Annotated in this window: 21 protein-coding genes; 20 read left to right on the top strand and 1 reads right to left on the bottom strand. The window is 45.7% G+C overall.

Annotation, left to right across the window (positions count from 1 at the left end; genetic code table 11):
- The 20 genes from KQI22_RS03655 to lspA all read left to right on the top strand — a co-directional run bounded on the left by KQI22_RS03655 (position 1) and on the right by lspA (position 22,426).
- On the top strand, positions 1-1,731 hold the full coding sequence (locus tag KQI22_RS03655) for a phospho-sugar mutase (RefSeq protein ID WP_216550723.1): 1,731 nt from the start codon (positions 1-3) through the stop codon (positions 1,729-1,731).
- A 13-nt stretch (positions 1,732-1,744) separates the two neighbouring features.
- On the top strand, positions 1,745-2,200 hold the full coding sequence (locus KQI22_RS03650; RefSeq protein ID WP_022005315.1) for a GtrA family protein: 456 nt from the start codon (positions 1,745-1,747) through the stop codon (positions 2,198-2,200).
- A gap of 3 nt (positions 2,201-2,203) precedes the next feature.
- Complete coding sequence (locus KQI22_RS03645) at positions 2,204-3,013, top strand: glycosyltransferase family 2 protein (protein ID WP_216550722.1); 810 nt, start codon at positions 2,204-2,206, stop codon at positions 3,011-3,013.
- Positions 3,014-3,031: 18 nt separating this feature from the next.
- Entirely contained in the window at positions 3,032-3,784 is a 753-nt protein-coding gene (locus KQI22_RS03640) for a lysylphosphatidylglycerol synthase domain-containing protein (protein ID WP_216550721.1), read from the top strand.
- Positions 3,781-5,220 (top strand): phosphotransferase family protein, encoded by a 1,440-nt coding sequence (locus KQI22_RS03635; protein ID WP_216550720.1) that lies wholly within the window; start codon positions 3,781-3,783, stop codon positions 5,218-5,220. The genes KQI22_RS03640 and KQI22_RS03635 overlap by 4 nt, the downstream gene beginning before the upstream one ends.
- Entirely contained in the window at positions 5,205-5,603 is a 399-nt protein-coding gene (locus KQI22_RS03630) for a capsular biosynthesis protein (protein WP_216550719.1), read from the top strand. The genes KQI22_RS03635 and KQI22_RS03630 overlap by 16 nt, the downstream gene beginning before the upstream one ends.
- Positions 5,604-5,606: 3 nt before the next feature.
- On the top strand, positions 5,607-7,208 hold the full coding sequence (locus KQI22_RS03625) for a CotH kinase family protein (RefSeq protein WP_216550718.1): 1,602 nt from the start codon (positions 5,607-5,609) through the stop codon (positions 7,206-7,208).
- A gap of 19 nt (positions 7,209-7,227) precedes the next feature.
- Positions 7,228-7,953 (top strand): polyphosphate polymerase domain-containing protein, encoded by a 726-nt coding sequence (locus tag KQI22_RS03620; RefSeq protein WP_216550717.1) that lies wholly within the window; start codon positions 7,228-7,230, stop codon positions 7,951-7,953.
- On the top strand, positions 7,928-8,602 hold the full coding sequence (locus KQI22_RS03615; RefSeq protein ID WP_216550716.1) for a DUF4956 domain-containing protein: 675 nt from the start codon (positions 7,928-7,930) through the stop codon (positions 8,600-8,602). The genes KQI22_RS03620 and KQI22_RS03615 overlap by 26 nt, the downstream gene beginning before the upstream one ends.
- 11 nt (positions 8,603-8,613) lie before the next feature.
- Complete coding sequence (locus KQI22_RS03610; protein WP_216550715.1) at positions 8,614-9,345, top strand: glycosyltransferase family 2 protein; 732 nt, start codon at positions 8,614-8,616, stop codon at positions 9,343-9,345.
- Between the two features lie 28 nt (positions 9,346-9,373).
- On the top strand, positions 9,374-10,984 hold the full coding sequence (locus KQI22_RS03605) for a hypothetical protein (RefSeq protein WP_216550714.1): 1,611 nt from the start codon (positions 9,374-9,376) through the stop codon (positions 10,982-10,984).
- The gene (locus tag KQI22_RS03600) at positions 10,981-12,252 is read left to right on the top strand and encodes a glycosyltransferase (RefSeq protein ID WP_216550713.1); all 1,272 of its coding nucleotides are present in this window, start codon (positions 10,981-10,983) and stop codon (positions 12,250-12,252) included. The genes KQI22_RS03605 and KQI22_RS03600 overlap by 4 nt, the downstream gene beginning before the upstream one ends.
- 1 nt (position 12,253) lies before the next feature.
- Positions 12,254-13,222: a glycosyltransferase family 2 protein gene (locus KQI22_RS03595; protein ID WP_216550712.1), complete on the top strand. Its 969-nt coding sequence runs from the start codon at positions 12,254-12,256 to the stop codon at positions 13,220-13,222.
- 79 nt (positions 13,223-13,301) lie between these two features.
- Positions 13,302-14,711, top strand: coding sequence for an undecaprenyl-phosphate glucose phosphotransferase (locus tag KQI22_RS03590; RefSeq protein WP_216550711.1), 1,410 nt, complete (start codon positions 13,302-13,304; stop codon positions 14,709-14,711).
- A 26-nt stretch (positions 14,712-14,737) separates the two neighbouring features.
- Positions 14,738-15,871, top strand: coding sequence for an LCP family protein (locus KQI22_RS03585; RefSeq protein ID WP_216550710.1), 1,134 nt, complete (start codon positions 14,738-14,740; stop codon positions 15,869-15,871).
- Between the two features lie 66 nt (positions 15,872-15,937).
- A complete protein-coding gene (locus KQI22_RS03580) occupies positions 15,938-16,870 on the top strand; it encodes a glycosyltransferase (RefSeq protein ID WP_216550709.1) in 933 nt (310 codons plus the stop codon).
- Positions 16,871-16,956: 86 nt separating this feature from the next.
- Complete coding sequence (locus KQI22_RS03575; RefSeq protein WP_253293493.1) at positions 16,957-18,312, top strand: S1C family serine protease; 1,356 nt, start codon at positions 16,957-16,959, stop codon at positions 18,310-18,312.
- A gap of 19 nt (positions 18,313-18,331) precedes the next feature.
- Positions 18,332-20,116, top strand: coding sequence for an ATP-dependent Clp protease ATP-binding subunit ClpX (gene clpX / locus KQI22_RS03570; RefSeq protein ID WP_216550708.1), 1,785 nt, complete (start codon positions 18,332-18,334; stop codon positions 20,114-20,116).
- 22 nt (positions 20,117-20,138) lie between these two features.
- Positions 20,139-21,854 (top strand): S8 family peptidase, encoded by a 1,716-nt coding sequence (locus KQI22_RS03565; protein ID WP_216550707.1) that lies wholly within the window; start codon positions 20,139-20,141, stop codon positions 21,852-21,854.
- A 125-nt stretch (positions 21,855-21,979) separates the two neighbouring features.
- Entirely contained in the window at positions 21,980-22,426 is a 447-nt protein-coding gene (gene lspA / locus KQI22_RS03560; protein ID WP_216550706.1) for a signal peptidase II, read from the top strand.
- Positions 22,427-22,761: 335 nt separating this feature from the next.
- Here the strand turns inward: lspA and arcC are convergent, their stop codons facing one another.
- Complete coding sequence (arcC, locus tag KQI22_RS03555) at positions 22,762-23,697, bottom strand: carbamate kinase (RefSeq protein ID WP_216550705.1); 936 nt, start codon at positions 23,695-23,697, stop codon at positions 22,762-22,764.
- Positions 23,698-23,856 lie beyond the last annotated feature (159 nt).

The following is a 23,856-nucleotide window of genomic DNA, read 5'->3' as shown; positions in this document are numbered from 1 at the left end:
ATGAGCTACAGAGAAACTTACAACTTTTGGTTAGAGGATGATTATTTTGATCAGAATACCAAAAACGAGCTTTTGGCAATCCGTAACAATGAAGAAGAGATCGAAGATCGCTTTTATCGCGATCTTGAATTCGGTACAGGCGGCCTTCGTGGCGTGATCGGTGCGGGAACAAACCGTATGAATTTCTATACGGTCAGAAAAGCAACACAGGGTCTTGCCAATTACATCATCAAACAGGGCAGCCAGGAAAAAGGCGTAGCAATCGCATATGATTCCAGAAAATTTTCACCGGAATTTGCGCTGGAAGCAGCCCTCTGCCTGAATGCAAACGGAATCAAGGCATACTTATTCGATGCACTTCGCCCGACACCGGAGCTTTCCTTTGCTGTCCGTCAGCTCGGCTGTACAGCAGGTATCGTCGTAACAGCAAGCCATAATCCACCGGAATACAACGGCTATAAGGTATACTGGGAAGACGGCGCACAGATCACAGCACCGAAGGACGTGGAGATTGTTGCAGAGGTAAAGGCAATCACAGATTATCATACCGTAAAAACAATGTCTGAAGCAGATGCCAAGGCACAGGGACTTTTAACGATCATCGGCAAAGAAATCGATGATGCTTATATGGTAGAACTGAAGAAGCAGATCGTACATCCTGAGATCATCAAAGAAGTAGCAGATGAGATCAAGATCGTTTACACACCGCTGCACGGTACAGGACTTGTTCCGGTCAAACGTGTTCTGTCAGAGCTGGGCTTCAAGAATGTATATGTTGTACCGGAGCAGGAGCTTCCTGATCCTGAATTTACAACACTGGCTTATCCGAACCCGGAAGATCCTGCAGCTTTTGAGCTTGCGATCAAGCTTGCAAAAGAAGTTGGCGCAGATATCATCCTGGCAACAGATCCGGATGCTGACCGTCTCGGTGTTTACGCACTCGATACAAAGAGCGGTGAATATGTGTCCTTCACAGGTAATATGTCAGGTATGCTGATCGCCGAATATCTGCTGAGAGAAAAGACAAAGACAGGTACAATGCCTGAAAATCCTGCACTTGTTAAGACAATCGTTACAACAAACATGGCAGATGTCATGACAAAAGCATATAACGTAAAAGAGATCGAAGTACTGACCGGCTTTAAGTACATCGGCGAGCAGATCAAGCTGTTTGAACAGAACCATACTTACAACTATGTATTCGGTCTGGAAGAAAGCTATGGCTGTCTGGCAGGTACACATGCAAGAGATAAAGATGCCGTTGTTGCTGTTATGTGTCTGTGTGAAGTGGCTGCATACTGCAAGAAGAACGGTATCACACTCTGGGATCAGATGCTGAAGATCTATGAAGAGTACGGATACTTTAAGGAGGGTCTGCACACGATCACCATGAAGGGTGTCACAGGCGCGCAGGCGATCAAAGATATCATGGCTGCACTCCGCAAAAATCCTGCAAAGGAACTGGCAGGCCTGAAGGTACTGAAGGTGCGCGACTACGATGCAGATGTTGTAACGGATATGGCAACAGGTGAAAAGAGCAGTACAGGACTTCCGAAGTCAAACGTACTGTACTTTGATCTGGAAAATGATTCCTGGTGCTGTGCACGTCCGTCCGGAACAGAGCCTAAGATCAAGTTCTACATGGGCGTAAAGGGTACTTCCCTGCAGGATTCCGAAGAAAAACTGGAAGCACTGAAGAGCGCAGTACTTGCTATGATTCCTGAAGTATAGGAGTTTATCTGCTATGAAGAAATTAATAGAACAGATATTAAAATTCGGCGTTGTCGGAGTTGTCTGTTTTCTGATCGATTTTCTGATCACTATGGGACTGTCCACGCTTCTTAGAAGCGTGGCAGGTATGCCCACAGGCAGCGCAGCACTTGTCGGCGCGTTTTTTGGATTTACGATATCTGTGATTGTGAATTATCTGCTGTCCATGAAGTATGTATTTGTCCGCAAAGAGGACATGGACAGAAAAAAAGAATTTATCATCTTTACAATACTGAGCCTGATCGGGCTTGTCATCAATGAGCTGATCATCAAGGTATCGATCGATGTTCTGTATGAAAACTGGACGTGGTTGAAAAATCTGATCGGTCCGACGACGGTGACTGCAGCAGCCAAAATTGTTGCGACGGCTATTGTGATGGTTTATAATTTTATTACGAGAAAGATCTTTTTGGAACAGAAGGAAGGGTAACATATGAATGACAGAATGCTGCTTTTTATACCGGCATATAACTGTGAAAAACAGATTGTACGTGTGCTGCATCAGCTGGACGAGGAGGTAGTTCCTTATTTTGAGGAAATTCTGGTTGTCAATAACCGCAGTACGGATCATACCGAGCAGGTTGTGATGGAGTATCTTGCGGAGCATCCGTCTCTGCCTGTGAAACTGATGCGGAATGATGATAATTATGGTCTGGGCGGTTCGCAGAAGATGGCATTTCATTATGCGGTGGAGCATGGTTATGACTATGTCTGCATGCTGCACGGAGACGATCAGGGAGATATCCATGATTTTATCCCGATGCTGGAAAAGAAGATCTATCAGAGGCATGATTGTGTACTGGGTGCCAGATTTATGAAAGGCTCCAGACTGAAAGGCTATTCCACATTCCGTACACTGGGAAATGTGGTTTATGATTTTATCTTTGCATTTATCACAAAGCAGAGGATCTTTGATCTGGGAAGCGGACTGAACCTGTACAGCACAAAGATGCTGGAGAACTCCTTCTTTGAGAAATTCCCGGATAATCTGATGTTCAATTATGTCATGATTCTGGCCTCTCACTATTATAAGCATGATATTATTTTTTATCCTGTTTCCTGGAGAGAGGATGATCAGGTATCCAATGTAAAAATGGTAAATCAGGCTGTCACAGTCCTGAAAATGGCATTTGGCTATCTGTTTAACCATGAGAAGATCAAACAGGAATACCGTGAGGTAGTGAGAGAAAGCTATACAAGCAGACAAATTGAAGAGCTTGCAGACTGCGAGCCACAGGCATAAAAGAAAACGGAGCGTATCATGATTTGCATACTTACGATCGCAGTCGGGTTTATAGCGGTGCATTTCTTTAAAATGCTGCGTCTGTATCTGGTTCTGATGGAACACAGGATCAGCTTCGGACGCTTTATCCTGCTCTACCTGCGGACAACCTTTATCAATTTAATCATTCCGTTCAAACTGGGCGAATTATATCGTGTTGAAGAGATCGCACGGGTAACAAAAATCTGGCAGGTCGGCTTTTTAAGCGTTCTGGTAGACCGTTTTTTTGATACCCTTGCGCTTCTTTGCGTTTTATTGCCGTTGGATCTGATTCTGCGGGGGGGCATTTCCGTGATCACGATCGTATTTCTGGTTGCCCTTTTTGTGATCACGCTTGTATATCTGGCAATTCCGGCGAGCTATACTTACTTAAACCGGTATCTGATCATGCGGAAAACATCCGGCCGGGCACTTATGGCACTGCGCGGACTGGATATCGTAAAGTCCTGGTATGACTTTACCCATGAGCTGATCACAGGGCGCTCTGCACTGATCGTAGCAGCTTCTTTCCTTGGCTGGGGGGCTGAAATTATTACATTGCGGGCGTTATCTATATGGATGCACATTTCATTCGGTCTGGGTGATTTTGCTTCCTATATTGAAGCAGTGCTGTTAAAAGGAGAGAGCAGTCTTCTGGAGACATATACAAGGATGGGTGCGATCGCACTTCTGATCCTGACGATACTCGGCTATGTGAGCTATCTGCTCTATCACAGAAAGGAACGGGCATGAAGAAAGTAATCGTTATCTATGATGACAGTCTGAAACCGAATAAAGAGATCAGGTCTATTACCGGAGATAAATCCTACGGAAATACGATCTTTAAACGTGTGACACTGAAAAACAGAATGCGGGAAGAAATCGAGAAAAACAAAAACGTGGTTTCTATGTATTCGATCAGTGACAAACAAGAAAACGAAAAGTTAAAAGAAGAATTAACAAATTTAAAAGAAGGAGAGGCAGTGTTTTATCTGTACTCCAATTTCGGACTGGCAGATACCGTGCAGTTCCAGACACTTTTGACAAAGACTGCCTATGTAAATGAATGTTATACCGTATACTGTGGAGATCAGCCAGCTGCAGTGATGCTTCCTTCTGTAGAAAGTTATGAGCAGAAAGCACAGCAGCTTCTGGAGCGGAATGTACTGGCAGAACAGGTAGAGACAACCGTATTTACGGATTTGTCGGATCTGAATCATTTCCTGACCTTTATTACCGGCGGCTTTGATGCCAGATTTTTCAATGCACTTGCCGGTGATGCTTATACGGTTACAAAAAAATCGACGAAAATAGAAAAAATTAAATCTGAATATAAGTTTTATTATCTGCTGCCCGACAATATGAAAATGTGGTTTGTCATGCCATATGATTATCGGGAGGATGCAAACGGTGCCAGCTATACGATGGAACGCTATCATATGACCGATATCGCGATCCGGTTTGTACATGGCGCAGTCAGTACGGAAGAACTTTCCGATATTTTAGATAAACTGTTTTACTTCATTAACATCCGCGGCAGAAAACAGGTTTCCGAAAAGGAAGCAAAAGCGGTTGCGGATGCGCTCTATGTGGAGAAGCTGAAGGAACGTATGACGGATCTGAAAAAGCTGCCCGCCTACAGCCAGTTTGATGCGCTGCTTTCCATGGGAACAGATTATGCAGGTATTGATGCGGTGGTAGAGAAATATCTGCAGCTTTATGAGAAGATCGCAGCACGCCCGGCAGAAAATGCCCTTGTGATCGGACATGGAGATCTGTGCTTTTCCAATATCCTGTACAGCAGGGAGGCAAATCTGCTGAAACTGATCGATCCGAAGGGCGCGCTGAACGAGGATAATATGTATACAGATGTGTACTACGATCTGGCAAAGCTGTCCCATTCGATCTGCGGCTGCTATGATTTCTTTAACAGTGGTCTGTATCTTATCACAATGGATCGGGAGATGAAGATCCATCTGAGCATTGATGTGGATGCTGCGCCGTATATAGAAGTATTTAAGCACTATCTGGAAAAGAACGGCTTTGACTATGTCAGAGTCAGATTATATGAGGCAAGCCTGTTTTTATCCATGCTGCCATACCATATGGATCAGCCGGGTAAAGTATTCGGCTTTTTAATGAATGCGATCAGAATTTTAGAGGAGGTAGAGACATGTACGAAGATCTGACATTTTGTTTTGATATAGACGGTACGCTGTGTCCGATCAAGAAAAAGGAGGAGGCGTATATCGATCTGGTTCCTTACCCGGAAATGATCGATAAGATCCGTGAATATAAGGCGGGAGGCGCGAAGATCGTGCTGTTTACATCCCGTAATATGAACAGCTATCATGGCAACATCGGTCTGATCAATGCCAACACTGCAAAGGTGCTTCTGGCATGGCTGGAAAAATGGGATATTCCGTATGATGAGATCGTATACGGAAAACCGTGGCCGGGACATAAAGGCTTTTATGTAGATGACAGAACGATCCGCCCGGATGAATTTCTGCGCTGCAGCGTAGATGAAATGGATGAGATCTGTAAGAAAAGCCGTCCACAGAATCAGTAATCTATGAGAAAGTTTCTGATATGGGGGAGCACGCTGCTCCTGGTACTCATAACTGCATATAGCATCTGGCAAAGGGAAGACGGCGGGCTGTCCTATCAGACCGTAACGGAACATAAGGCGGAAAAGCTTGCGTCCCGTATGCAGGAGCAGGAAACACTGGAAGGTTTTTCGCTCTGCTTTGCCGGAGAAAAGCTTCCGTACGATGCTGGCAGTAAGACATTTTTTCTGCCGCTTTCTGCTTCCGATTCCTTATGGGAGAGCGGAGAGCTCCGCGCAGAGAATGGGGAAACGGTTTTGTTTCTGGAGGATTTCGGCAAAGAAGACAAACAGACGCTGATGGCAGAAAACCATGCGATCCCGTTTCTGGCGGCAAAGGGTAATGCGTATGCCGTATATTCCCTGAAATTGACAGGTCTGCCTATTGTGACATTTACGTCCACGGAGGAAATGACAGAGGCGGGAGAAATGCTGTATGCCTTTTCCTTATATGACAGTGATACGAAGACTGACTGGGTTACAACCTGTTATACGACGAGCAGGCTCAGAGGAAATACAAGTCTGGCTTATGAGAAGAAAAGTCTGCGCCTGAAGTTGAAAAAGAAGAAAAAGGATGGCAGCTTTGAGAAAAAGAATTGTGATCTTTTGGGCATCCGGAATGATGATGACTGGATCTTAAACAGCCTGTATGCGGATAATACAAGACTGCGAGACAAGCTTTGTATGGATCTGTGGCAGGAAACAGGTGCTTATGACAATCCCTATGGCAAAAATTTTGGCATGCAGGGCGAATATGTGGAAGTGCTGATCAATGAATCTTATACAGGTCTGTATCTGCTGACACATCCGATCGACAGAAAGCAGCTTGGACTGTCTGCAAATACCGGTACGGATACACTGCCCGAGCGGCTTTACAAGAAAAAATACGTCGCTGCCTGGCAGGAAAGTGATTTCCTGGGGGGATTATCCGATCCCAACCAGATTGATTACCGGGGCGGTTTTTACCTGAAAGGGAATCAGGTTGTCGGAACAGAGGAAGAATGGGAACCGCTGCGCCGTCTGGCTGCCTGTATCGAGGCGGATGATACGACCTTTACGCAGCAGATCGGACAGCTTGTCAATATGTCCAACCTTGTGGATAACTGGCTGTTTTTTCAGGCGATCGGTGGATTCGACAACAGTAATAAAAATGTGTACTATGCTGCGCGGAATGAAAACGGAAATTACAGGGGTTATTTTATTCCCTGGGATTTGAATATTTCCTTTGGCGCTGTTTATGCGGAAAACAAATATTATGCGGAAGAAACGCTGGAGGAAACCGGGACGCTGGTGCAGTTTGAACCGGGCTGCAGGGCAGTCATGCTGGATGCAGACGACGCGCGTGCACTTGCAAAAGAAAAATGGGAAGACTGGAAAGAAAAAGCATTTACTGCCGATGCACTGTTGGAAAGAGTGCAGAATCTGCAGCAGGAGCTGACCGGTTCCGGCGCCATGGCGCGGGAAATGGAAAGATGGCCGGGCGGTAATGCCTCTACAGATCTGTCGCTTCTGACGGAATTTACGAAGCGGCGGATGGCGTATATGGACAGTATGATTGACGGTTTATAAAGCGGAGAGGAGTGAGGACGTGGCGATCGCAAAAAGCAGGCATGAATATAAGTTCCGTGTGAATGAAAAAGATCTGCTGATGCTTGGCATGCGGCTCACGCCTTTGATCGCAAAGGACGCTCATGTAGGAGAGCAGGGATATTACCATATCCGCAGCGTCTATTTTGATGATTATCACAATAACAGCTTTTACAGCAATGAAGCGGGCGTTGATCCGCGTGTGAAATACAGGATCCGCATTTACAATGCCAGTGATGCTTCGATCAAGCTGGAAAAGAAGATCAAAGAAAACGGTATGACGCGGAAATATGCGGCGCCGCTGACGCGCCGGCAGGCAGATACGCTGCTCCGGGGACAGCTGCTTCCGATTGATCAGGAGAATCTGGAAAGCTATCCACCGCTCCTTGCACAGTTTTTGCTCCTGATGCGTACAAGACGGATGCAGCCTAAGGTGATCGTGGCATATGACCGCATTCCCTATGTGGACAGAAGAGGAAATGTGCGGATCACATTTGATAAAAATATTGCGGCTTCTGTGGATTTTTCCCACTTTTTTGAGGAAGAAATGCAGAAAATACCGCTGCTCCCACCGGGAGAACATTTGCTGGAGGTCAAGTACGACGAGTACCTTCCGGCAGTTTTAAAGCAGCAGTTAAATCTGGGAAAGCTCAGACAGGAGACTTTTTCCAAATATTATCTTTGCAGAAAGAGGGCAGGCAATGAACACTTTTTCGAACATCTTTAAAAAATCTTTTCTGGAGGGCTTCAGCGGCAGTGATATCACGACCGCACGGATCCTCGTTACACTGGCAGTAACCTGCGCGCTTGCGCTGTATATTTTTATCGTGTATTATGTGGCGACAAAGAAAACCTTTTATTCCAAAACGTTTAATATCGCACTGTTTATGATCGCAGTCATCACGGCAAGCATCATTCTGGCAATGCAGTCCAACCTTGTGATCTCCCTTGGTATGGTCGGTGCTCTTTCAATTGTCAGATTCCGAACGGCGATCAAAGATCCGATGGACCTGATCTTCTTATTCTGGTCGATCAGCATCGGTATCATCTGCGGCGCGGAAATGTACAAGATCGGTATAATCACTTCACTTGTCCTGACGATCGGATTATTTTTGTTAGAACTGACACCGGCGGGAAAAGCAAGTGTCCTGCTTGTTGTCAATGCAAAAGATGCACAGGCGGAAGCCGAGATCATGCAGATTGTGGGGCAGTATGCAAAGCGCCCGGCTGTCAAATCGCGGAATCTCAGTAAAGATGGTATGGATCTGATCATAGAGATCAAAACAGCACAGGAAAACAAGCTGCTTTCTGAGCTTCTGGCAGCACAGAACGTATACGGTGCTTCCCTGATGGCACATGATGGCGAGATAATGTAGGAGGATATGACATGAAAATGACAGTTGTGATCACAATGGCAGGACTTGGTTCCCGTTTCCGCAAGGCAGGCTACAAGGTGCCAAAATACCAGATCGAGGCGCACGGCAGAACTTTATTTGACTGGTCGATGGAAAGCCTGAAGGGCTTTGCAGACCCGGAAAATGACTATATATTTGTTGTTCGTAAAGAAGACGATGCAGAGGATTTTATCCGCAGCTCCTGTGAAAAGATCGGTATTAAGAATGTGACGGTGATCGGGATCGATTATCTGACGGACGGACAGGCGACGACAGCCATGCTGGCGAAAGATGTGTGGGATAAGGAATCAGCCTTGATGATCTATAATATCGATACGTATGTGGAAGCCTATGAAATGAAGACAGAGCAGATCGCCGGGGATGGTTTTATCCCTTGTTTCCATGCGCCGGGAGATCACTGGAGCTTCGCAAAACTGGATGAAAACGGCAAAGTCGTAGAGGTACGTGAAAAAGAGCGTATTTCCGATAACTGTACACTTGGTGCTTATTATTTCAAGACCTGTGCACTGTACGAACAGCTTTATAACGAATACTATACCAGCGAAGAAAAGCTGGAAAAGGGTGAAAAATATGTGGCACCGCTTTACAATTACCTGATCTCCAAGGGCGGAGATGTCCGCATTTCCATCGTGGATTTTGAGAAGGTGCATGTACTCGGAACCCCGGAGGAACTGAATTACTTCCTCGGACACTATAAAGACTAAGCGATAGAAGAATGAGAAAGGAGAGGCCATGAAGCAGGAAAAGAAGGGCTTACAACTTGATAAAACAGCACTGGTGATTTCCTGCGTTCATTTTCTCCTGAGCTTCTGGACAGACCACTTTATTTTCCGGTATGTGGTGTTTGATTTCAGCTCCGTGAAAAATATCGTAAAATCGATTGAAACCTGTGGGGTAAAACTTGTTTTCCTTTTCCTGCTGATCGCAGTATGGCAGGGAATTTTTTATGTTTGCAAAAAGGCGGACAGAACATTCAAAAGAGTGGTGCTCGGCTATTTTCTGCTGATGCTTGTTTTTTTGCTGCTGACATGGCCGGGCATCTGGCGTATGGATGAATTTGGCATCCTGTCCAGTGCTGTGCAGCTGTTTCCGCATTTTTGGCAGAATTATATAACAAGCGTGTTTTATATATTTTCCCTGATGCTGTTTCCGTTTCCTGCGGGTGTGATTCTGACACAGATCATCTGTATCTCCCTGATCGTTGCAAGACTGGTGACACTCTGCCTGTCTGCAGAGCCTGCATATACAGAAAATAAGAAAAGAAGCATTTGTTATTTATTGCTGCTGCTTCCGTTCTTACTGTTACCGGTACTGGATTCCAATCTGTATCCGATGCGTGTCAGCCTGCATGCGTTTTTGGAACTCTGGCTTTTGGCAGAGCTTTATTTTAACTGGAAAAAGAATACGATGCCAGCATGGTATCTGCCGGTGCTTGCTGCAGTTGTGACTGTGTGGCGGACAGAAGCAATCTATTATGTGGTCTGTTTCCCATTGCTGCTTCTTTGGATAGGCAGGGGGAAGAAATACCGAAAACAGATTTTACTATATTTGATGTGCACTGTTATTTTATTCGTACCGCAAAAGCTGGGCGAAAAAATAACAAGTGGCAGTCAATATGAACTGACAAGCGTTGTACTGCCACTCGTACCGCTTGTGGAGGCAGCGCATGAAACAGACACTGCAGTCGACAGACAACTGCTTGCTGAAATTGACAAGGTTGTCAGTGTAGAGGTGACACTGGAAGGCGCCAGAGAAGGAAAGACTGGGATCAACCTGTTCTGGAGCCGTCCGGACTTCCAGAGAACATACACGGACAAAGAGTTCGCATCCTTTAAGCAGGCATATTATAAATTAATCCTGCGTTATCCCGCCGTTTTCCTGAAAGAACGATTTGAGACATTTGTGTCATCTACGGGACTTCTGGAAAATACGACGGAGCTCTTTACAGCGTCTGTACCAAACTATGTGACATTTCGGCAGTATCCGCTCAGCAGTCCGATCTCAGATCAAACAAGAACGGCTGTTATCAAAGGACTGGAATTAAGGACGCAAAAAGACTATACACAGAAGCTGGCAGTGACGGATTTGGTATACTCTGCACTGCCTGCAATTCTGATCCTGCTTATAGCATCCGTTATTTTATTGATCCGCAAGAAATGGCTTCCACTGTTTGTGCTGCTGACTGCACTGGTGAAAGTACCGCTTGTATTTCTGACAGCACCGTCCAGATTATTTATGTATTACTATTCTGTTTATCTGATCGGATATGCAGTGTTATTTTATTCAATCTTTTTGCTGACAAAAAAGAAAACAAAAACGAGTAAGACAGGAGGCAGCTTATGAGTAAAATACGAAGAACCGTCTCTTATCTGAAACGAAATGGCATTGCCAATACAATAACAGCTGTACTTGAAAGAATAGATAAAAAAGGAATGGATCAGGCAGGCAGACAGGCAGCTTCTTATATGCGGCAGGTGACACCGAAGGAACGCTGGGAAATGGATGCACTTCCTGGCGCAGAAAGCAGAACATGGGAAAAAGCATATACGTTCAGTATTTTAGTACCGACGTATGAGACCGATGAAACATATCTGCGCGAAATGATTGATTCTGTGCTGGGACAGAGCTATGGAAAGCTACAGCTTGTGCTGGCAGATGCCTCTGCATCAGACCGGGTGGAGCGTGTGGCAAAGACGTATGGGGATGACAGACTGACTTATTTCAGACTGCAGGAAAATGCAGGGATCTCCCATAATACCAATGAAGCATTTGACCATGCAACGGGAGAGTATATCGGACTTTTGGATCACGATGATCTTCTGTGTAAAGATGCACTTGCCTATATGATGGAACGGCTTGAAGAGCAGGACTATCTGTTTTTATATACCGATGAGGATAAGATCGACCAGACCGGAACGACCGTGTTTGAGCCGAACTGGAAACCGGATTTTAATCTGGATTATCTGCTTTCTAATAATTACATCTGTCATTTTTCCGCGATCCGGACGGATCTTATGAAAAAGCTGCAGTTTCGCAGCAGCTATGACGGTGCACAGGATTATGATCTGTTCTTACGCGCTGTATATGAGATCGCAAAAGAAGGGCCAAAGGATACAGAGGGACGCCTTCTTTATCCACAGGACTATATGAAACGTAAAATTGCACACATTCCGCATATCTGCTATCACTGGCGGGCGCATCTCGGTTCTACCGCAGACAATCCGCAGAGTAAGCTTTATGCTTATGAGGCGGGGAAACGTGCTCTGGAGGATTTTGTTACACAGAACGGATGGCAGGCAGAGGTCAGCCATACAAATCATCTGGGCTTTTACCGGATCGACTGGAAAGATATGTTTGCACAGCGGCCGGATATTGTGGCTGTCTGCTCAAATGAGATCAAAAGAGGCAGGGTAGCGGGAAGCGGTACACTGCAAGGTGCAAAGTACGGAGAACATGTATTTACCGGACTGAAAAAGCATTACAGCGGCTATCTGCACCGTGCGTCCATGACGGTGGATGTGACGGATCCGCCGCTGCAGCAGACCGTATTTCGCAAAGATGCTAAGCAGAAACAGGGCAGGATCGTATATCTGCCGGGGAGTAAACAATAATATGATCAAAACAACGGTAGTGATTCCAAATTACAACGGCATAAAGTATATGGAAGATTGTCTGACCTTTCTTTCCCGCTGCAAGGAGACGGAGTTTGCCACGATCGTCGTAGACAACGGATCTTTGGATGGGAGCAGAGAGCTTGTGGCAGAAAAATTTCCCTGGGTCAGCCTGATCGTCAATGAAGAAAATCTTGGGTTCTGCAAGGCGGTCAATCAGGGGATCAGAGCCAGCAAAACGCCTTATGTGCTCCTGCTCAACAATGATACCGCTGTGGATGACCGTTTTGTGGCAGCTCTGGAAAAAAGCATGGACGCCCGCCCGGATTATTTCAGCATCAGTGCCAAGATGCTTTCCATGAAAGAACCTGAGATCATTGATGATGCAGGTGATTTCTACTGCGCACTCGGTTGGGCATTTGCCAGAGGAAAAGGCATGGACAGTGGGCGGTATACAAATCCGTCGAAGGTGTTTGCAGCCTGCGGCGGTGCAGCGATCTACCGGCGGGAAGTGTTTGCAAAGATCGGTTATTTTGATGAAAACCATTTTGCATATCTGGAGGATATCGATATCGGTTATCGTGCCAGAATATTCGGGTATCAAAACGGTTATTGCCCGGATGCGATCGTTTACCATGCGGGAAGTGGTGCAAGCGGTTCGAGATACAATGCGTTCAAGGTGGATCTGTCCTCCCGCAACAGTATTTATCTGATCTATAAAAATATGCCGCTTCTGCAGTTTATCCTGAATCTGCCGTTTTTACTTGTGGGATTTCTGGTTAAGACGCTTTTCTTTATGAAAAAAGGGTTTGGATTTCTTTACCTGCGGGGGCTGTGGAAGGGCATTCGGCTATCTGTTTCCAAAGAGGGCAGAAAGCATAAGATTCCATTCTCCGTACGCAGATTCTGGCAGTACTGCAAAATACAGGGAATGCTGTATGCAGGGGTTGTCAGACGGGTGATTCATTGATTCTTAAGAATAAAAATGTTGCCCTTTTCTTGTAAATATTGTAAAATATCGTATTGTATATGGATTGGGTGGTAGAACCATGATAAAGGATAATCAGAAAATGTTTAACCGGATGCATGTTGTGCTGGACGCAATCATTATCGTAATTGCATATGCTCTGGCGTGGTTTTTGAAATTCCGCAGTCATCTGCCGGGTCTGTATTCCGGTAATGAGGCACTGCCGCCGGAGACATACTTCAGTGCACTTATATTGATCGTTCCGGTTTATATCTTTTTATATTATATTACATCGCTTTATACTGCAAAGCGTGCGACAAGCATGCGCCGCGGCATTTACAATGTCATACGTGCCAATACGGTGGGACTTCTGTTCCTGATTGCTGGATTGTATATCATCAATCAGCCGGATTTCTCCCGTACGATGCTGTTTTACTTCTATGTACTGAATATTTTTCTGGATTCGCTGATGCGTGTCATGATCCACAAATGGCTTCGGATTCTGCGCAAAAAGGGATACAATGTGAAGTATATCCTGCTGGTCGGTTATTCGAGAGCGGCGGAGCTTTATATTGACAGGATCAAGCAGAACCCACAATGGGGCTATGTCGTCAGAGGTATTCTGGATGACAAGATTCCGCGCGGTACGGAATACAGAGGCATCAAGGTGATCGGACAGATCGACAACCTGTTTTATATTCTTCCGGAGAACAAACTGGATGAGATTGCCGTTACACTGGCACTGGAAAACTACGGAAGGTTGGAAGAAATTGTAAACCTGTGCGAGAAATCCGGCGTGCATACGAAGTTTATCCCGGATTACAACAGTGTTATTCCGAGTAAGCCTTATACAGAAGATCTGAACGGACTGCCTGTGATCAATATCCGGCATGTACCGTTGACCAATACATTGAATATGGTGGCAAAACGTGCTTTTGATATTGTATTCGGAGCCATTGCACTGGTGATCTTTTCGCCGGTACTTCTTGTTACCGCACTTCTGATCAAGTGCACAAGCGAAGGCCCTGTGATCTTCAAGCAGGAACGTGTGGGACTGCATAATAAACCGTTCCAGATGTACAAATTCCGCACGATGGAGCTGCAAAAGCCAAGTGAGGAAAAGAAAGAGTGGACAACCAGAGATGATCCACGTGTGACGAAGGTCGGTAAGGTTCTCCGCCGGACAAGCATAGATGAGCTGCCGCAGCTTTTCAATGTGCTGATCGGGGATATGAGTCTGGTAGGACCAAGGCCGGAAAGACCGTTTTTTGTAGAAAAGTTTAAAGAAGAGATCCCGCGTTATATGATCAAGCATCAGGTAAGACCGGGCATGACAGGCTGGGCGCAGGTAAACGGATATAGAGGAGATACTTCGATCCGTAAACGTATTGACTGTGATTTATACTATATTGAGAACTGGACCATGGGCCTGGATATCAAGATCTTATTCCTGACCATTTTCAAAGGGTTCGTCAATAAAAATGCATACTAATACAAGTGACAGTAAGGAGTAGTGATATGGGAAGTACAGATTCGAAAAAGAAAACCCAGACAGGGAAAAAGAGAATGACAAAGGAAGAACGCGCAAAAAAGAAACGGAACAGGATCATCCTGATCGCAGTTGAAGTTTTTGTACTGCTTTTGATGCTGATTGCATTATATGTAGTTGTCTTGTATGGAAAAATCCATCATGAGGATATTAATGAAGATGACATTGTGATCAATGATGGTATTGCCGGAGAAAATGATATCAATACCGGCGATATTACAACAAACGAAGGTCTGGGCGGTCATATGAGCGGTTATCGTAATGTGGCTCTGTTTGGCGTAGATGCTCGTGATAAGTCACTTGGAAAAGGGAACAGAACAGATACGATCATCGTTGCTTCTATCAATGAGACAACAAAGGAAGTCAAACTCGTTTCCGTTTATCGTGATACGTATCTGAATATCGGTAATGACAGCTATAACAAGGCAAATGCCGCTTATGCAAAGGGTGGTCCGCTGCAGGCGATCAATATGCTGAATATGAACCTCGACCTGAATATCACAGATTATGTGACAGTCGGCTGGGCAGGTGTTGCAGATACGATCGACGCTTTAGGCGGTGTTGAGATCGATGTTGATGAAAGCGAGATCAATCATCTGAACAACTATCAGGTAGAAACATCTAAGTCGCTTGGTAAATCTTATAATAAAGTAACATCCACAGGTCTGCAGACTTTGGACGGTATTCAGGCTGTTTCCTACTGCCGTATCCGTTATACAGCAGGTGATGACTTCAAGCGTACAGAGCGTCAGAGAGAGGTCATTCAGGCAATCCTTGACAAGGCGAAAAAAGCCAATATTGCAACGCTTAATAAAGCAGCCAATACGATCTTTGAAGAGATTTCCACTTCCATGACGTTTACAGAAATTACAGAGCTTCTGACAGACGTGGCAAGCTATACGATCGGTGAGACAGGCGGATTCCCGGCTGAGCAGTATCGTACAACAGGAGATGTACATGGTGCAAGCTGTGTTATGAGTACAGATCTGACAGCGGATGTATTAAATCTGCACCAGTTCTTATTTGGCGATGTCGGTGATTATCAGCCTTCGAGTGAGGTACAGTCGATCGCAGCGAGAGTACACAGTGATACAGGAAAATAAGTAAATAAAAAAGGAGCTTTGTAAAAAGCTCCTTTTTTTAAAATTATCATAAAGAAGGAAAGATATATGACGGTAGATGTAATTATACCGACTTATAAGCCGGATCAGCGTTTCTTTGAGCTGATCGCACTATTGGACAAACAGACATATCCGATCTCACATATCCGGATCATCAATACCGAAGAAAAGTACTTTGAAAAGATCATATATGGCAGACGCTATGAGGAAGAGTATCGCAATTTACGTGTGACACACATTTCCAAACGGGAATTTGATCATGCAGCAACCAGATCGCGTGCGGTTACACATTCCGATGCCGATATCTTTGTGATGATGACGATGGATGCGTATCCGAAAGATGAGCATCTGATCGAAAATCTGGTCAAAGCACTTGCTCCGGAAAATGTGGCAGTCAGCTATGCCAGACAGCTTGCCAATCCGGATGCCGGTATGATAGAGCGGTTTACCAGAAATTATAATTATCCGGACACATCCTGTGTGAAATCAAAAGCAGATATTGAGAGGCTGGGGATCAAGACCTTTTTCTGCTCCGATGTCTGTGCGGCTTATAAGCGGGACATTTTTGATAGGCTGGGCGGTTATGTGGATCATGCGATCTTCAATGAAGATATGATCTATGCACATAAGGCGATCATGGCAGGCTACAGCATTGCTTATGCAGCAGATGCCTGCGTATACCATTCTCATAACTATACAGGTGCGCAGCAGTTCCACCGAAATTTCGATATGGGTGTATCACAGGCGGATCACCCGGAGGTATTTGCCTCTGTTCCCGCAGAGGGAGAAGGCATTTCGATGGTAAAGAAAACAGCCCGGTATCTGATCGAACAAAAGCAGGGCTGGCAGGTTTTTAAGCTGATCTACATCAGCGGCTGTAAATATCTGGGCTATCGTCTGGGCAAGCATTACAGAAAGCTGCCCGAAAAGTGGATCCTGCACTTTACCGCAGACCGGAATTACTGGAAAAATTTGCATTAGCAGCCTGTTTCCACAAAATAAACACATTTCAGAGCTACACTATACACACTGGAAGAAATCTATCCCATAAAGTGAGGTAATGTGTTATGTATGGACAAGATGAATGGAACGTAAGACAGGATGATCTCTATCAGCCTGATTTATCCGATAAACCAAAAAAGAAAAAGAAAGGGCGTTTCTGGGCAACGGTTGGAAGCGGACTTTTGTTCGGACTCTGCGCCGGTTTGATGATCTGGGGCGTAGGACAGTTTATGCCGCAGCTTGCAGGCATTGCAGGAACACAGAAGCCAGCAGCAACAGAAGCATCTGACAGCAGTACAGACGCTCCGCAGGAGACTTCTGCGGCAACAGATACGGCAGAAGCGGATCAGGCGGCCAATACAGCGCTTTCGGATCTGCAGCAGGGAACAGATATCGCGGTGACGCAGACAGATACGATGACAGGAGCCGTTGTAACGGATGTCACAGATGTCGTTGACACGGTCATGCCCTCAGTTGTCTCTATTTTCGGAACATATGCTGTTACGGAAAATTTCTGGGGCTACGCGATCAAACAGGAGGAGACGGGAAGCGGCTCCGGCATTATCGTCGGTGAAAATGACGAAGAACTTCTGCTCGTGACGAATAACCATGTTGTAGCGGATTCCACCTCCCTTTCGGTACAGTTTATCGATGAAAGCACGTATGATGCGGTGGTAAAGGGAACAGATGCGGATGCGGATCTAGCAGTGATCGCCATAAAGCTTTCCGATCTTTCCGCAGCGACAAAGAGCGCGATCCGGATCGCAACACTCGGTGATTCCGACAACTTAAAGGTCGGAGAGCCTGCAATCGCGATCGGAAATGCACTCGGTTACGGACAGAGTGTGACAACAGGCGTGATCAGTGCGTTAAACAGAGATTATGCTGTAGATGAAAATGGAAATACACAGGCTCTGATCCAGACGGATGCAGCGATCAATCCGGGCAATTCCGGTGGTGCGCTTTTAAATGTCAACGGGGAAGTGATTGGGATCAATTCCAATAAGATTGCGGGCACAAAAGTAGAAGGTATGGGATATGCCATTCCGATCTCTACGGCAAAGCCGATCATTGCAGAGCTGATGAACAAGCAGACAAGAACACCGGTAGAGCAGAACAAACGTGGCTATCTGGGCATTTCGGGGCTGAATGTAGACAGTCAGGTACAGGATATGTACGGAATCCCGGTCGGTGTTTATATTTCAAGAGTATATGAAGGAACCGCAGCACAGAAGGCAGGTCTGAAAAAGGGTGATATCATCATAAGCTGTGACGGAGAAACGGTAGAAACGATGGAGGGACTTTCCACACTGCTTGACAGCATGGAAGCAGGCACATCCGTACAGATTGGTGTGATGATGTCCGTAGACGGCGGTTATCAGGAGCGTATCTTAGAGGTGACGCTTGACGGAAATCAGTAAACGATAAAGGAGAGAAATAATGTCTGATTATGATGAAGATGTTTTCTTTGATGAAGAAGACGAAAAAGAAAAGATAGAAAAGGAAATCATTTCAGAGGATGACTTTGACGAGGATTTTCAGGGTGAGGACAGAAAAAAAGAAGTATACCGGAATACAACGGAAGCAGAAGAAGATGAATTTTCCGAAGATTTTGATGTGACAGATACGGCAGAAGATGATTTCGATGATTCTGACGAAGTCTCTGATGAGGATAAAAGAGATGCTTCTGCAACAAAACAGAAGCAGATAAAAGCTGAGAATGATTTTAGAGAAGTGCCGGATAGTGCGGAGAAACAGAATGCGGAGAAAGAGTCCTGTGAAGGAACCGTAGAGGATACGGAAGAGGAGGTGGATGAAGACGACAGCCCGTACGAGGATGTCTGCTTTGTCTGCCGCAGACCGGAAAGTGTAACAGGCAAACAGTTTAAGCTTCCGAATAATATCTGCGTCTGCAATGACTGTATGCACAAGACAATGGATGCGGTCAGCCAGTTTGATTATCAGGGCATGCTTGATCCTTCCATGCTGGCACAGTCCATGAACCAGTCAGACCTTTCCGATCTGTCCAAGAAGTTTCCGAACATCAGCTTTGTCAATCTGGCTGATCTGCAGGGAGAAGGCGGTATACCGAACAAACAGAAGCTGAAGAAGAAAAAGAAAAAACCGGATGATCAGCCGGTGCTGGATATCAAAAATATCCCGCCGCCACATAAGATCAAGGCACAGCTGGATGATTTCGTGGTCGGACAGGATTATGCTAAGAAGGTTATTTCTGTTGCGGTTTATAACCATTACAAACGAGTGGCAACCAACACAATGGATGATATCGAGATCGAGAAATCCAATATGCTGATGATTGGACCGACAGGTTGCGGTAAGACCTATTTAGTCAAGACGCTTGCCCGTCTTCTGGATGTTCCGCTTGCAATCACAGATGCCACTTCCCTGACAGAGGCAGGCTATATCGGTGACGATATCGAAAGTGTTGTTTCCAAGCTGCTTGCTGCTGCGGATAACGATGTAGAGCGTGCGGAAATGGGTATCATTTTCATCGATGAGATCGATAAGATCGCCAAGAAGAAGGAAACGACGAGCCGTGACGTATCCGGCGAATCCGTACAGCAGGGTATGCTGAAGCTGTTAGAAGGTGCAGAAGTAGAAGTGCCGGTTGGTGCAAACAGCAAAAATGCGATGGTACCGCTTACAACGGTCAATACAAGAAATATTCTGTTTATCTGCGGTGGTGCTTTCCCGGATCTGGACGATATCATCAAACAGCGTCTGATGAAGAAAACGTCCATCGGCTATGAAGCAGATCTGAAGGATAAATTTAATAACGACAAAGATCTGATCAAAAAGGTAACGATCGAGGATCTGAAGAAATTTGGCATGATCCCTGAATTCCTTGGCAGATTACCGATCATTTATACGCTGGATGCGCTCGATAAGGATATGTATATCAAGATCTTAAAAGAGCCGAAAAACGCGATCCTGAAGCAGTACCAGAAGCTGCTTGCCTTAGATGAGGTAGATCTTGAATTTGACGACGGTGCACTCGAAGCGATCGCAGAGAAGGCAATGGAAAAGGATACAGGAGCCAGAGCACTGCGTGCCATCATTGAGGAATTCATGCTGGATATCATGTATGAGATCCCGAAGGATGAAAACATCGGTCGTGTGACGATCACAAAGGAATATATCGAAGGCTGCGGCGGACCGAAGATCGAAATCCGTAGTACGGAGGCACTTCCCGGCATAGAATAGAAAAAAGCCATAAGAGGCGTCTATGGATTGTAGGGAAAAAATATTGTCGGAGGACTATCAGAATCTGTTGGTTGATTATGTGGCAGATTTTGATGTACTTGCGCAGAACGGGATAGATTATTGTTTTTTGCCGATCGAAGGGAATCTGGGCATTTTATATGTAAACAGGCTGAATGTACAGCCTATCAGCATTTCGGAATATCGCTATGCATTTATTCCGAAATGTTACGGACTGGCTGCCCGGGAGGAGACTCCCGGGCTTTTTGCAACCATAAAACAGAGCCAGCTGCAGCAGCTTGTAGGGGCGTATGAGGACAGTGGTATTTTGCGCGTGCAGCAGCCACCACTGAGTCTGACTGGAAATGGCATTTTGATCGGTTTTGTGGATACGGGGATCCGATATACACTGCCTGAATTTCAGAATGAAGACGGCAGTACGAAGCTACATTCTGTCTGGGATCAGACACAGCAGACAGGGGAATCGCCGCAGGGACTTCCCTATGGGACGGTATTTTCCAAAGAAGCGATCAATGAAAACCTGCGCCTGCGGGAAACGGATCAGACGGTTCCGCTTTTATTTACGGATGAAAACGGACATGGCACGAAAGCAGCTTCCGTGGCAGAAAATGCAGCACCACAGGCAGAGCTTATCATGGTAAAATGCAGGCAGGCAAAACGGTATCTGCGGGAATATTATCAGATCCCCCAAACGGCGGATGCGTATGAGGAATCCGACATTGTGGCTGCTCTGAAATATTTACATGATGTCAGCGAGCGGGAGAACAAACCGATCGTGATCTGCATGACGATGGGTACCAATATGGGAGATCATGCGGGAAATTCGTTCCTGGATCAATACCTGACGGTGCTGACCAATAAACGCCATCACTGTGTTGTGATCGGAGGCGGAAATGAAGGAAATGCAGCACATCATTATGCGGGAAATGTTGTGCTGCAGGCAGTAGATGCGTATGAGGATGTGGAGGTGCAGGTTTCTGAGGGGGTAAATGGCTTTATTATGGAACTGTGGGGAGAGATCCCCAATGTGTATACGGTTTCGCTTCGTTCGCCCGATGGAGAGACGATAAGCCGCATTCCGGGCAGATACGGGCAGACCCTGCAGTATTCCTTTGTATACAGTAACTCCCGTGTCAGCGTGGATTATATTCCGATAGAGCTTAACAGTGGGGAAGAACTGATCTTTTTACGGTTTGAAACACCGCTGGCAGGCATCTGGACAATCCGTGTTTATGCGGAGGGCAGCATGGGAATTGCCGGATTTCACAGCTGGCTTCCCATTTCAGCCTTTTTAAATGCGCCGGTCTACTTCCTACGCCCGGATCCGTATACGACGATGACAGAGCCTGCTTATTGCGAAAATGCCATTGATCTGACCTATTACGATTCTTCTAACAACAGTTTTGCAATCGACAGCGGCAGAGGATTTCAAAGGCAGGGACTGATCACACCGGATCTCTCCGTGGCGGGGATCCGTGTACAGACAGCACTGGGACTTTCTTCGGGCAGCAGCATTGCAGCAGGCCTGATGGCTGGTGCGGCAGCGCAGTTCATGCAGTGGGCGATCGTGGAGCGGAAAGATCCTGTCATTAACAGCAAGGGAATCCGCAACTACTTTATCCGTGGTGCAGAGCGGGAAAAAACGCTGGAATATCCCAACCGCCAATGGGGCTACGGGAGGATGAATATTGCAGGCGTTTTTGATGCGCTGGTAGGATAGAGGCTGCCATGATTTTCATACGCGGCTTGTAAAGAAGAGTATTCTTTTTGGAAGAAAAATGTGATAGGATACCCATATAGAAAACAGGAATCTTATGAAGATAAGGAAAGAAAAGGAGAAAACATTTGGTTTACGTGATCATACTGCTGGTCCTCTTTATCGGGGATGGCATCATCAAATATCTGGTTGAAAATCTGATCGATCAAAAAGAGCGGATTCCCATTCTGGGCGGAAAACTTTATTTGACAAAGTATCATAATTTTGGGGCTTTTTTAAATCTGGGAGAGAAGAAAAAAGAACTGGTGAAGCTGACTGCGGCAGCGATCACACTTTTGTGCCTGCTTTTGTTTATCATGACACTCGGCAGACATGGAAAGAGGCTTCTGAAATGGGCATTGTCCCTGCTTTTGGGAGGCGCCTTCAGCAATATGTGCGACCGCCTGACAAGAGGCTATGTGGTCGATTATTTCGGCTTCCAGGTGAAAAATAAACGGCTGAGAAATGTCATCTTTAATGTGTCTGACTTTGGCATTATGATCGGTGCTGTGCTGCTGGTGATTGCAGCAAGATGAACACGTTGCATTAAGTTATAGCATATGGCAAAGAACTGGATTGACTGATCCGCACAGCAACATATTGTCTGTGAAAAAATAAGAAAAATGAAATAAAACAAACAGCTCCTGCATGATATTGGGATGCGATTAGCTGCAAATGCGTCTTTCTACTTGGCTAAGTACTGACAAATGTATGTGGTGCCACGACACGGATGTCGTGGCAGCGAACCTGAGACAGGGATGTCGAATGTTCGCGTGCCACATGCATGTCAGTACGTGTCTTAGTAGAAAAGCATATGCAGCGTGCATCAAAATATCATGCAGGAGCTGTTTTATATTTTTTATTGCACATATTATGCTGTAATGATCGTACCGGTCTTACCCTTCAGTGCAGCATTCGTCTGCGCAAGGGAAGTGATCAGTACCTGACCGTCCGGCTTCTTTGCAAGATATGCGATCGCAGCCTCAATCTTAGGCAGCATATCTGTTGCGCCGAACTGACCTTCTTCTATGTAGTTTTGTGCCTCGGCAACAGTCATGGAAGAAATGCCTTCCTGATCCTCTTTGCCAAAGTTCTTATATACCATATCGACACTTGTTAAGATGATAAGCTCATCTGCCATCAGATCGGATGCAAGCTTTCCTGCAATACAGTCCTTTTCGATGACTGCGGAAGCACCCTGATAAGCATGCTGCTGTTCAATGACCGGAATACCACCACCGCCGCATGCGATAACGATCTGATCTGCATCTGCAAGTGTACGGATTGCATCAATCTCCACGATCTTGAGCGGCTTTGGTGCAGCGACGATACGCTGGAAGCCCTTACCCGGTACCTCTTCTACATAATTGCCCTTTTTGATCTCCATGTCCGCATCTTCGCGGCTCATATAACGGCCGATTGCTTTCTGCGGTGCATAGAATGCTTCATCGTAAGGATCTACGGTTACCTGTGTCAGGATCGTGCTGACCGGCTTTGTGATTCCACGGCTCATCAGCTCTGCCTTCAGGGAATTCTGGATATCATATCCGACATAGCCCTGGCTCATTGCGGAACAGACACACATCGGTGCCGGTGTATAGTCAATATAAATACGTCTCAGTTCTGTCATGGCCTTGTGGATCATGCTGACCTGCGGGCCGTTGGAATGGGTGATGGTAAGCTGGTAGTCTGCTTCAACCAGATCAGCCAATGCCTTGGCTGTATCCTTTACAGCATCCCACTGTTCCATGATCGTATAACCTAATGCATCGTGTCCCAGAGACACTACAACTTTTTTCTTGCTCATAGAAATACCTCTTTTTTTAAATAATATAGTAACCATTTAGAAATCTATTATAGCAAATACTGCTTCATTTGTACACCTTTTGTCTGCTGTAAAAGATCCTTTTCCTAAAACGGGAAAGTCGTTGACAGAAGCGGGATTACAACTTATAATAAAAATATA

Source organism: Kineothrix sp. MSJ-39 (assembly GCF_018917935.1).
Lineage (GTDB): Bacteria > Bacillota > Clostridia > Lachnospirales > Lachnospiraceae > CAG-194.
This window is presented reverse-complemented; position numbering and strand designations above follow the sequence as displayed.

Excerpts from the sequence above, each read along its gene's own strand:
- KQI22_RS03640 (WP_216550721.1), top strand. The coding sequence starts at position 3,032 with ATGATTTGCATACTTACGATCGCAGTCGGGTTTATAGCGGTGCATTTC.
- KQI22_RS03580 (WP_216550709.1), top strand. The coding sequence starts at position 15,938 with ATGACGGTAGATGTAATTATACCGACTTATAAGCCGGATCAGCGTTTC.
- KQI22_RS03585 (WP_216550710.1), top strand. The coding sequence starts at position 14,738 with ATGGGAAGTACAGATTCGAAAAAGAAAACCCAGACAGGGAAAAAGAGA.
- KQI22_RS03575 (WP_253293493.1), top strand. The coding sequence starts at position 16,957 with ATGTATGGACAAGATGAATGGAACGTAAGACAGGATGATCTCTATCAG.
- KQI22_RS03625 (WP_216550718.1), top strand. The coding sequence starts at position 5,607 with ATGAGAAAGTTTCTGATATGGGGGAGCACGCTGCTCCTGGTACTCATA.
- KQI22_RS03655 (WP_216550723.1), top strand. The coding sequence starts at position 1 with ATGAGCTACAGAGAAACTTACAACTTTTGGTTAGAGGATGATTATTTT.
- KQI22_RS03645 (WP_216550722.1), top strand. The coding sequence starts at position 2,204 with ATGAATGACAGAATGCTGCTTTTTATACCGGCATATAACTGTGAAAAA.
- KQI22_RS03610 (WP_216550715.1), top strand. The coding sequence starts at position 8,614 with ATGAAAATGACAGTTGTGATCACAATGGCAGGACTTGGTTCCCGTTTC.
- KQI22_RS03600 (WP_216550713.1), top strand. The coding sequence starts at position 10,981 with ATGAGTAAAATACGAAGAACCGTCTCTTATCTGAAACGAAATGGCATT.
- KQI22_RS03595 (WP_216550712.1), top strand. The coding sequence starts at position 12,254 with ATGATCAAAACAACGGTAGTGATTCCAAATTACAACGGCATAAAGTAT.
- clpX (WP_216550708.1), top strand. The coding sequence starts at position 18,332 with ATGTCTGATTATGATGAAGATGTTTTCTTTGATGAAGAAGACGAAAAA.
- KQI22_RS03565 (WP_216550707.1), top strand. The coding sequence starts at position 20,139 with ATGGATTGTAGGGAAAAAATATTGTCGGAGGACTATCAGAATCTGTTG.
- KQI22_RS03635 (WP_216550720.1), top strand. The coding sequence starts at position 3,781 with ATGAAGAAAGTAATCGTTATCTATGATGACAGTCTGAAACCGAATAAA.
- arcC (WP_216550705.1), bottom strand. The coding sequence starts at position 23,697 with ATGAGCAAGAAAAAAGTTGTAGTGTCTCTGGGACACGATGCATTAGGT.
- KQI22_RS03630 (WP_216550719.1), top strand. The coding sequence starts at position 5,205 with ATGTACGAAGATCTGACATTTTGTTTTGATATAGACGGTACGCTGTGT.
- KQI22_RS03650 (WP_022005315.1), top strand. The coding sequence starts at position 1,745 with ATGAAGAAATTAATAGAACAGATATTAAAATTCGGCGTTGTCGGAGTT.
- KQI22_RS03590 (WP_216550711.1), top strand. The coding sequence starts at position 13,302 with ATGATAAAGGATAATCAGAAAATGTTTAACCGGATGCATGTTGTGCTG.
- KQI22_RS03615 (WP_216550716.1), top strand. The coding sequence starts at position 7,928 with ATGAACACTTTTTCGAACATCTTTAAAAAATCTTTTCTGGAGGGCTTC.
- KQI22_RS03605 (WP_216550714.1), top strand. The coding sequence starts at position 9,374 with ATGAAGCAGGAAAAGAAGGGCTTACAACTTGATAAAACAGCACTGGTG.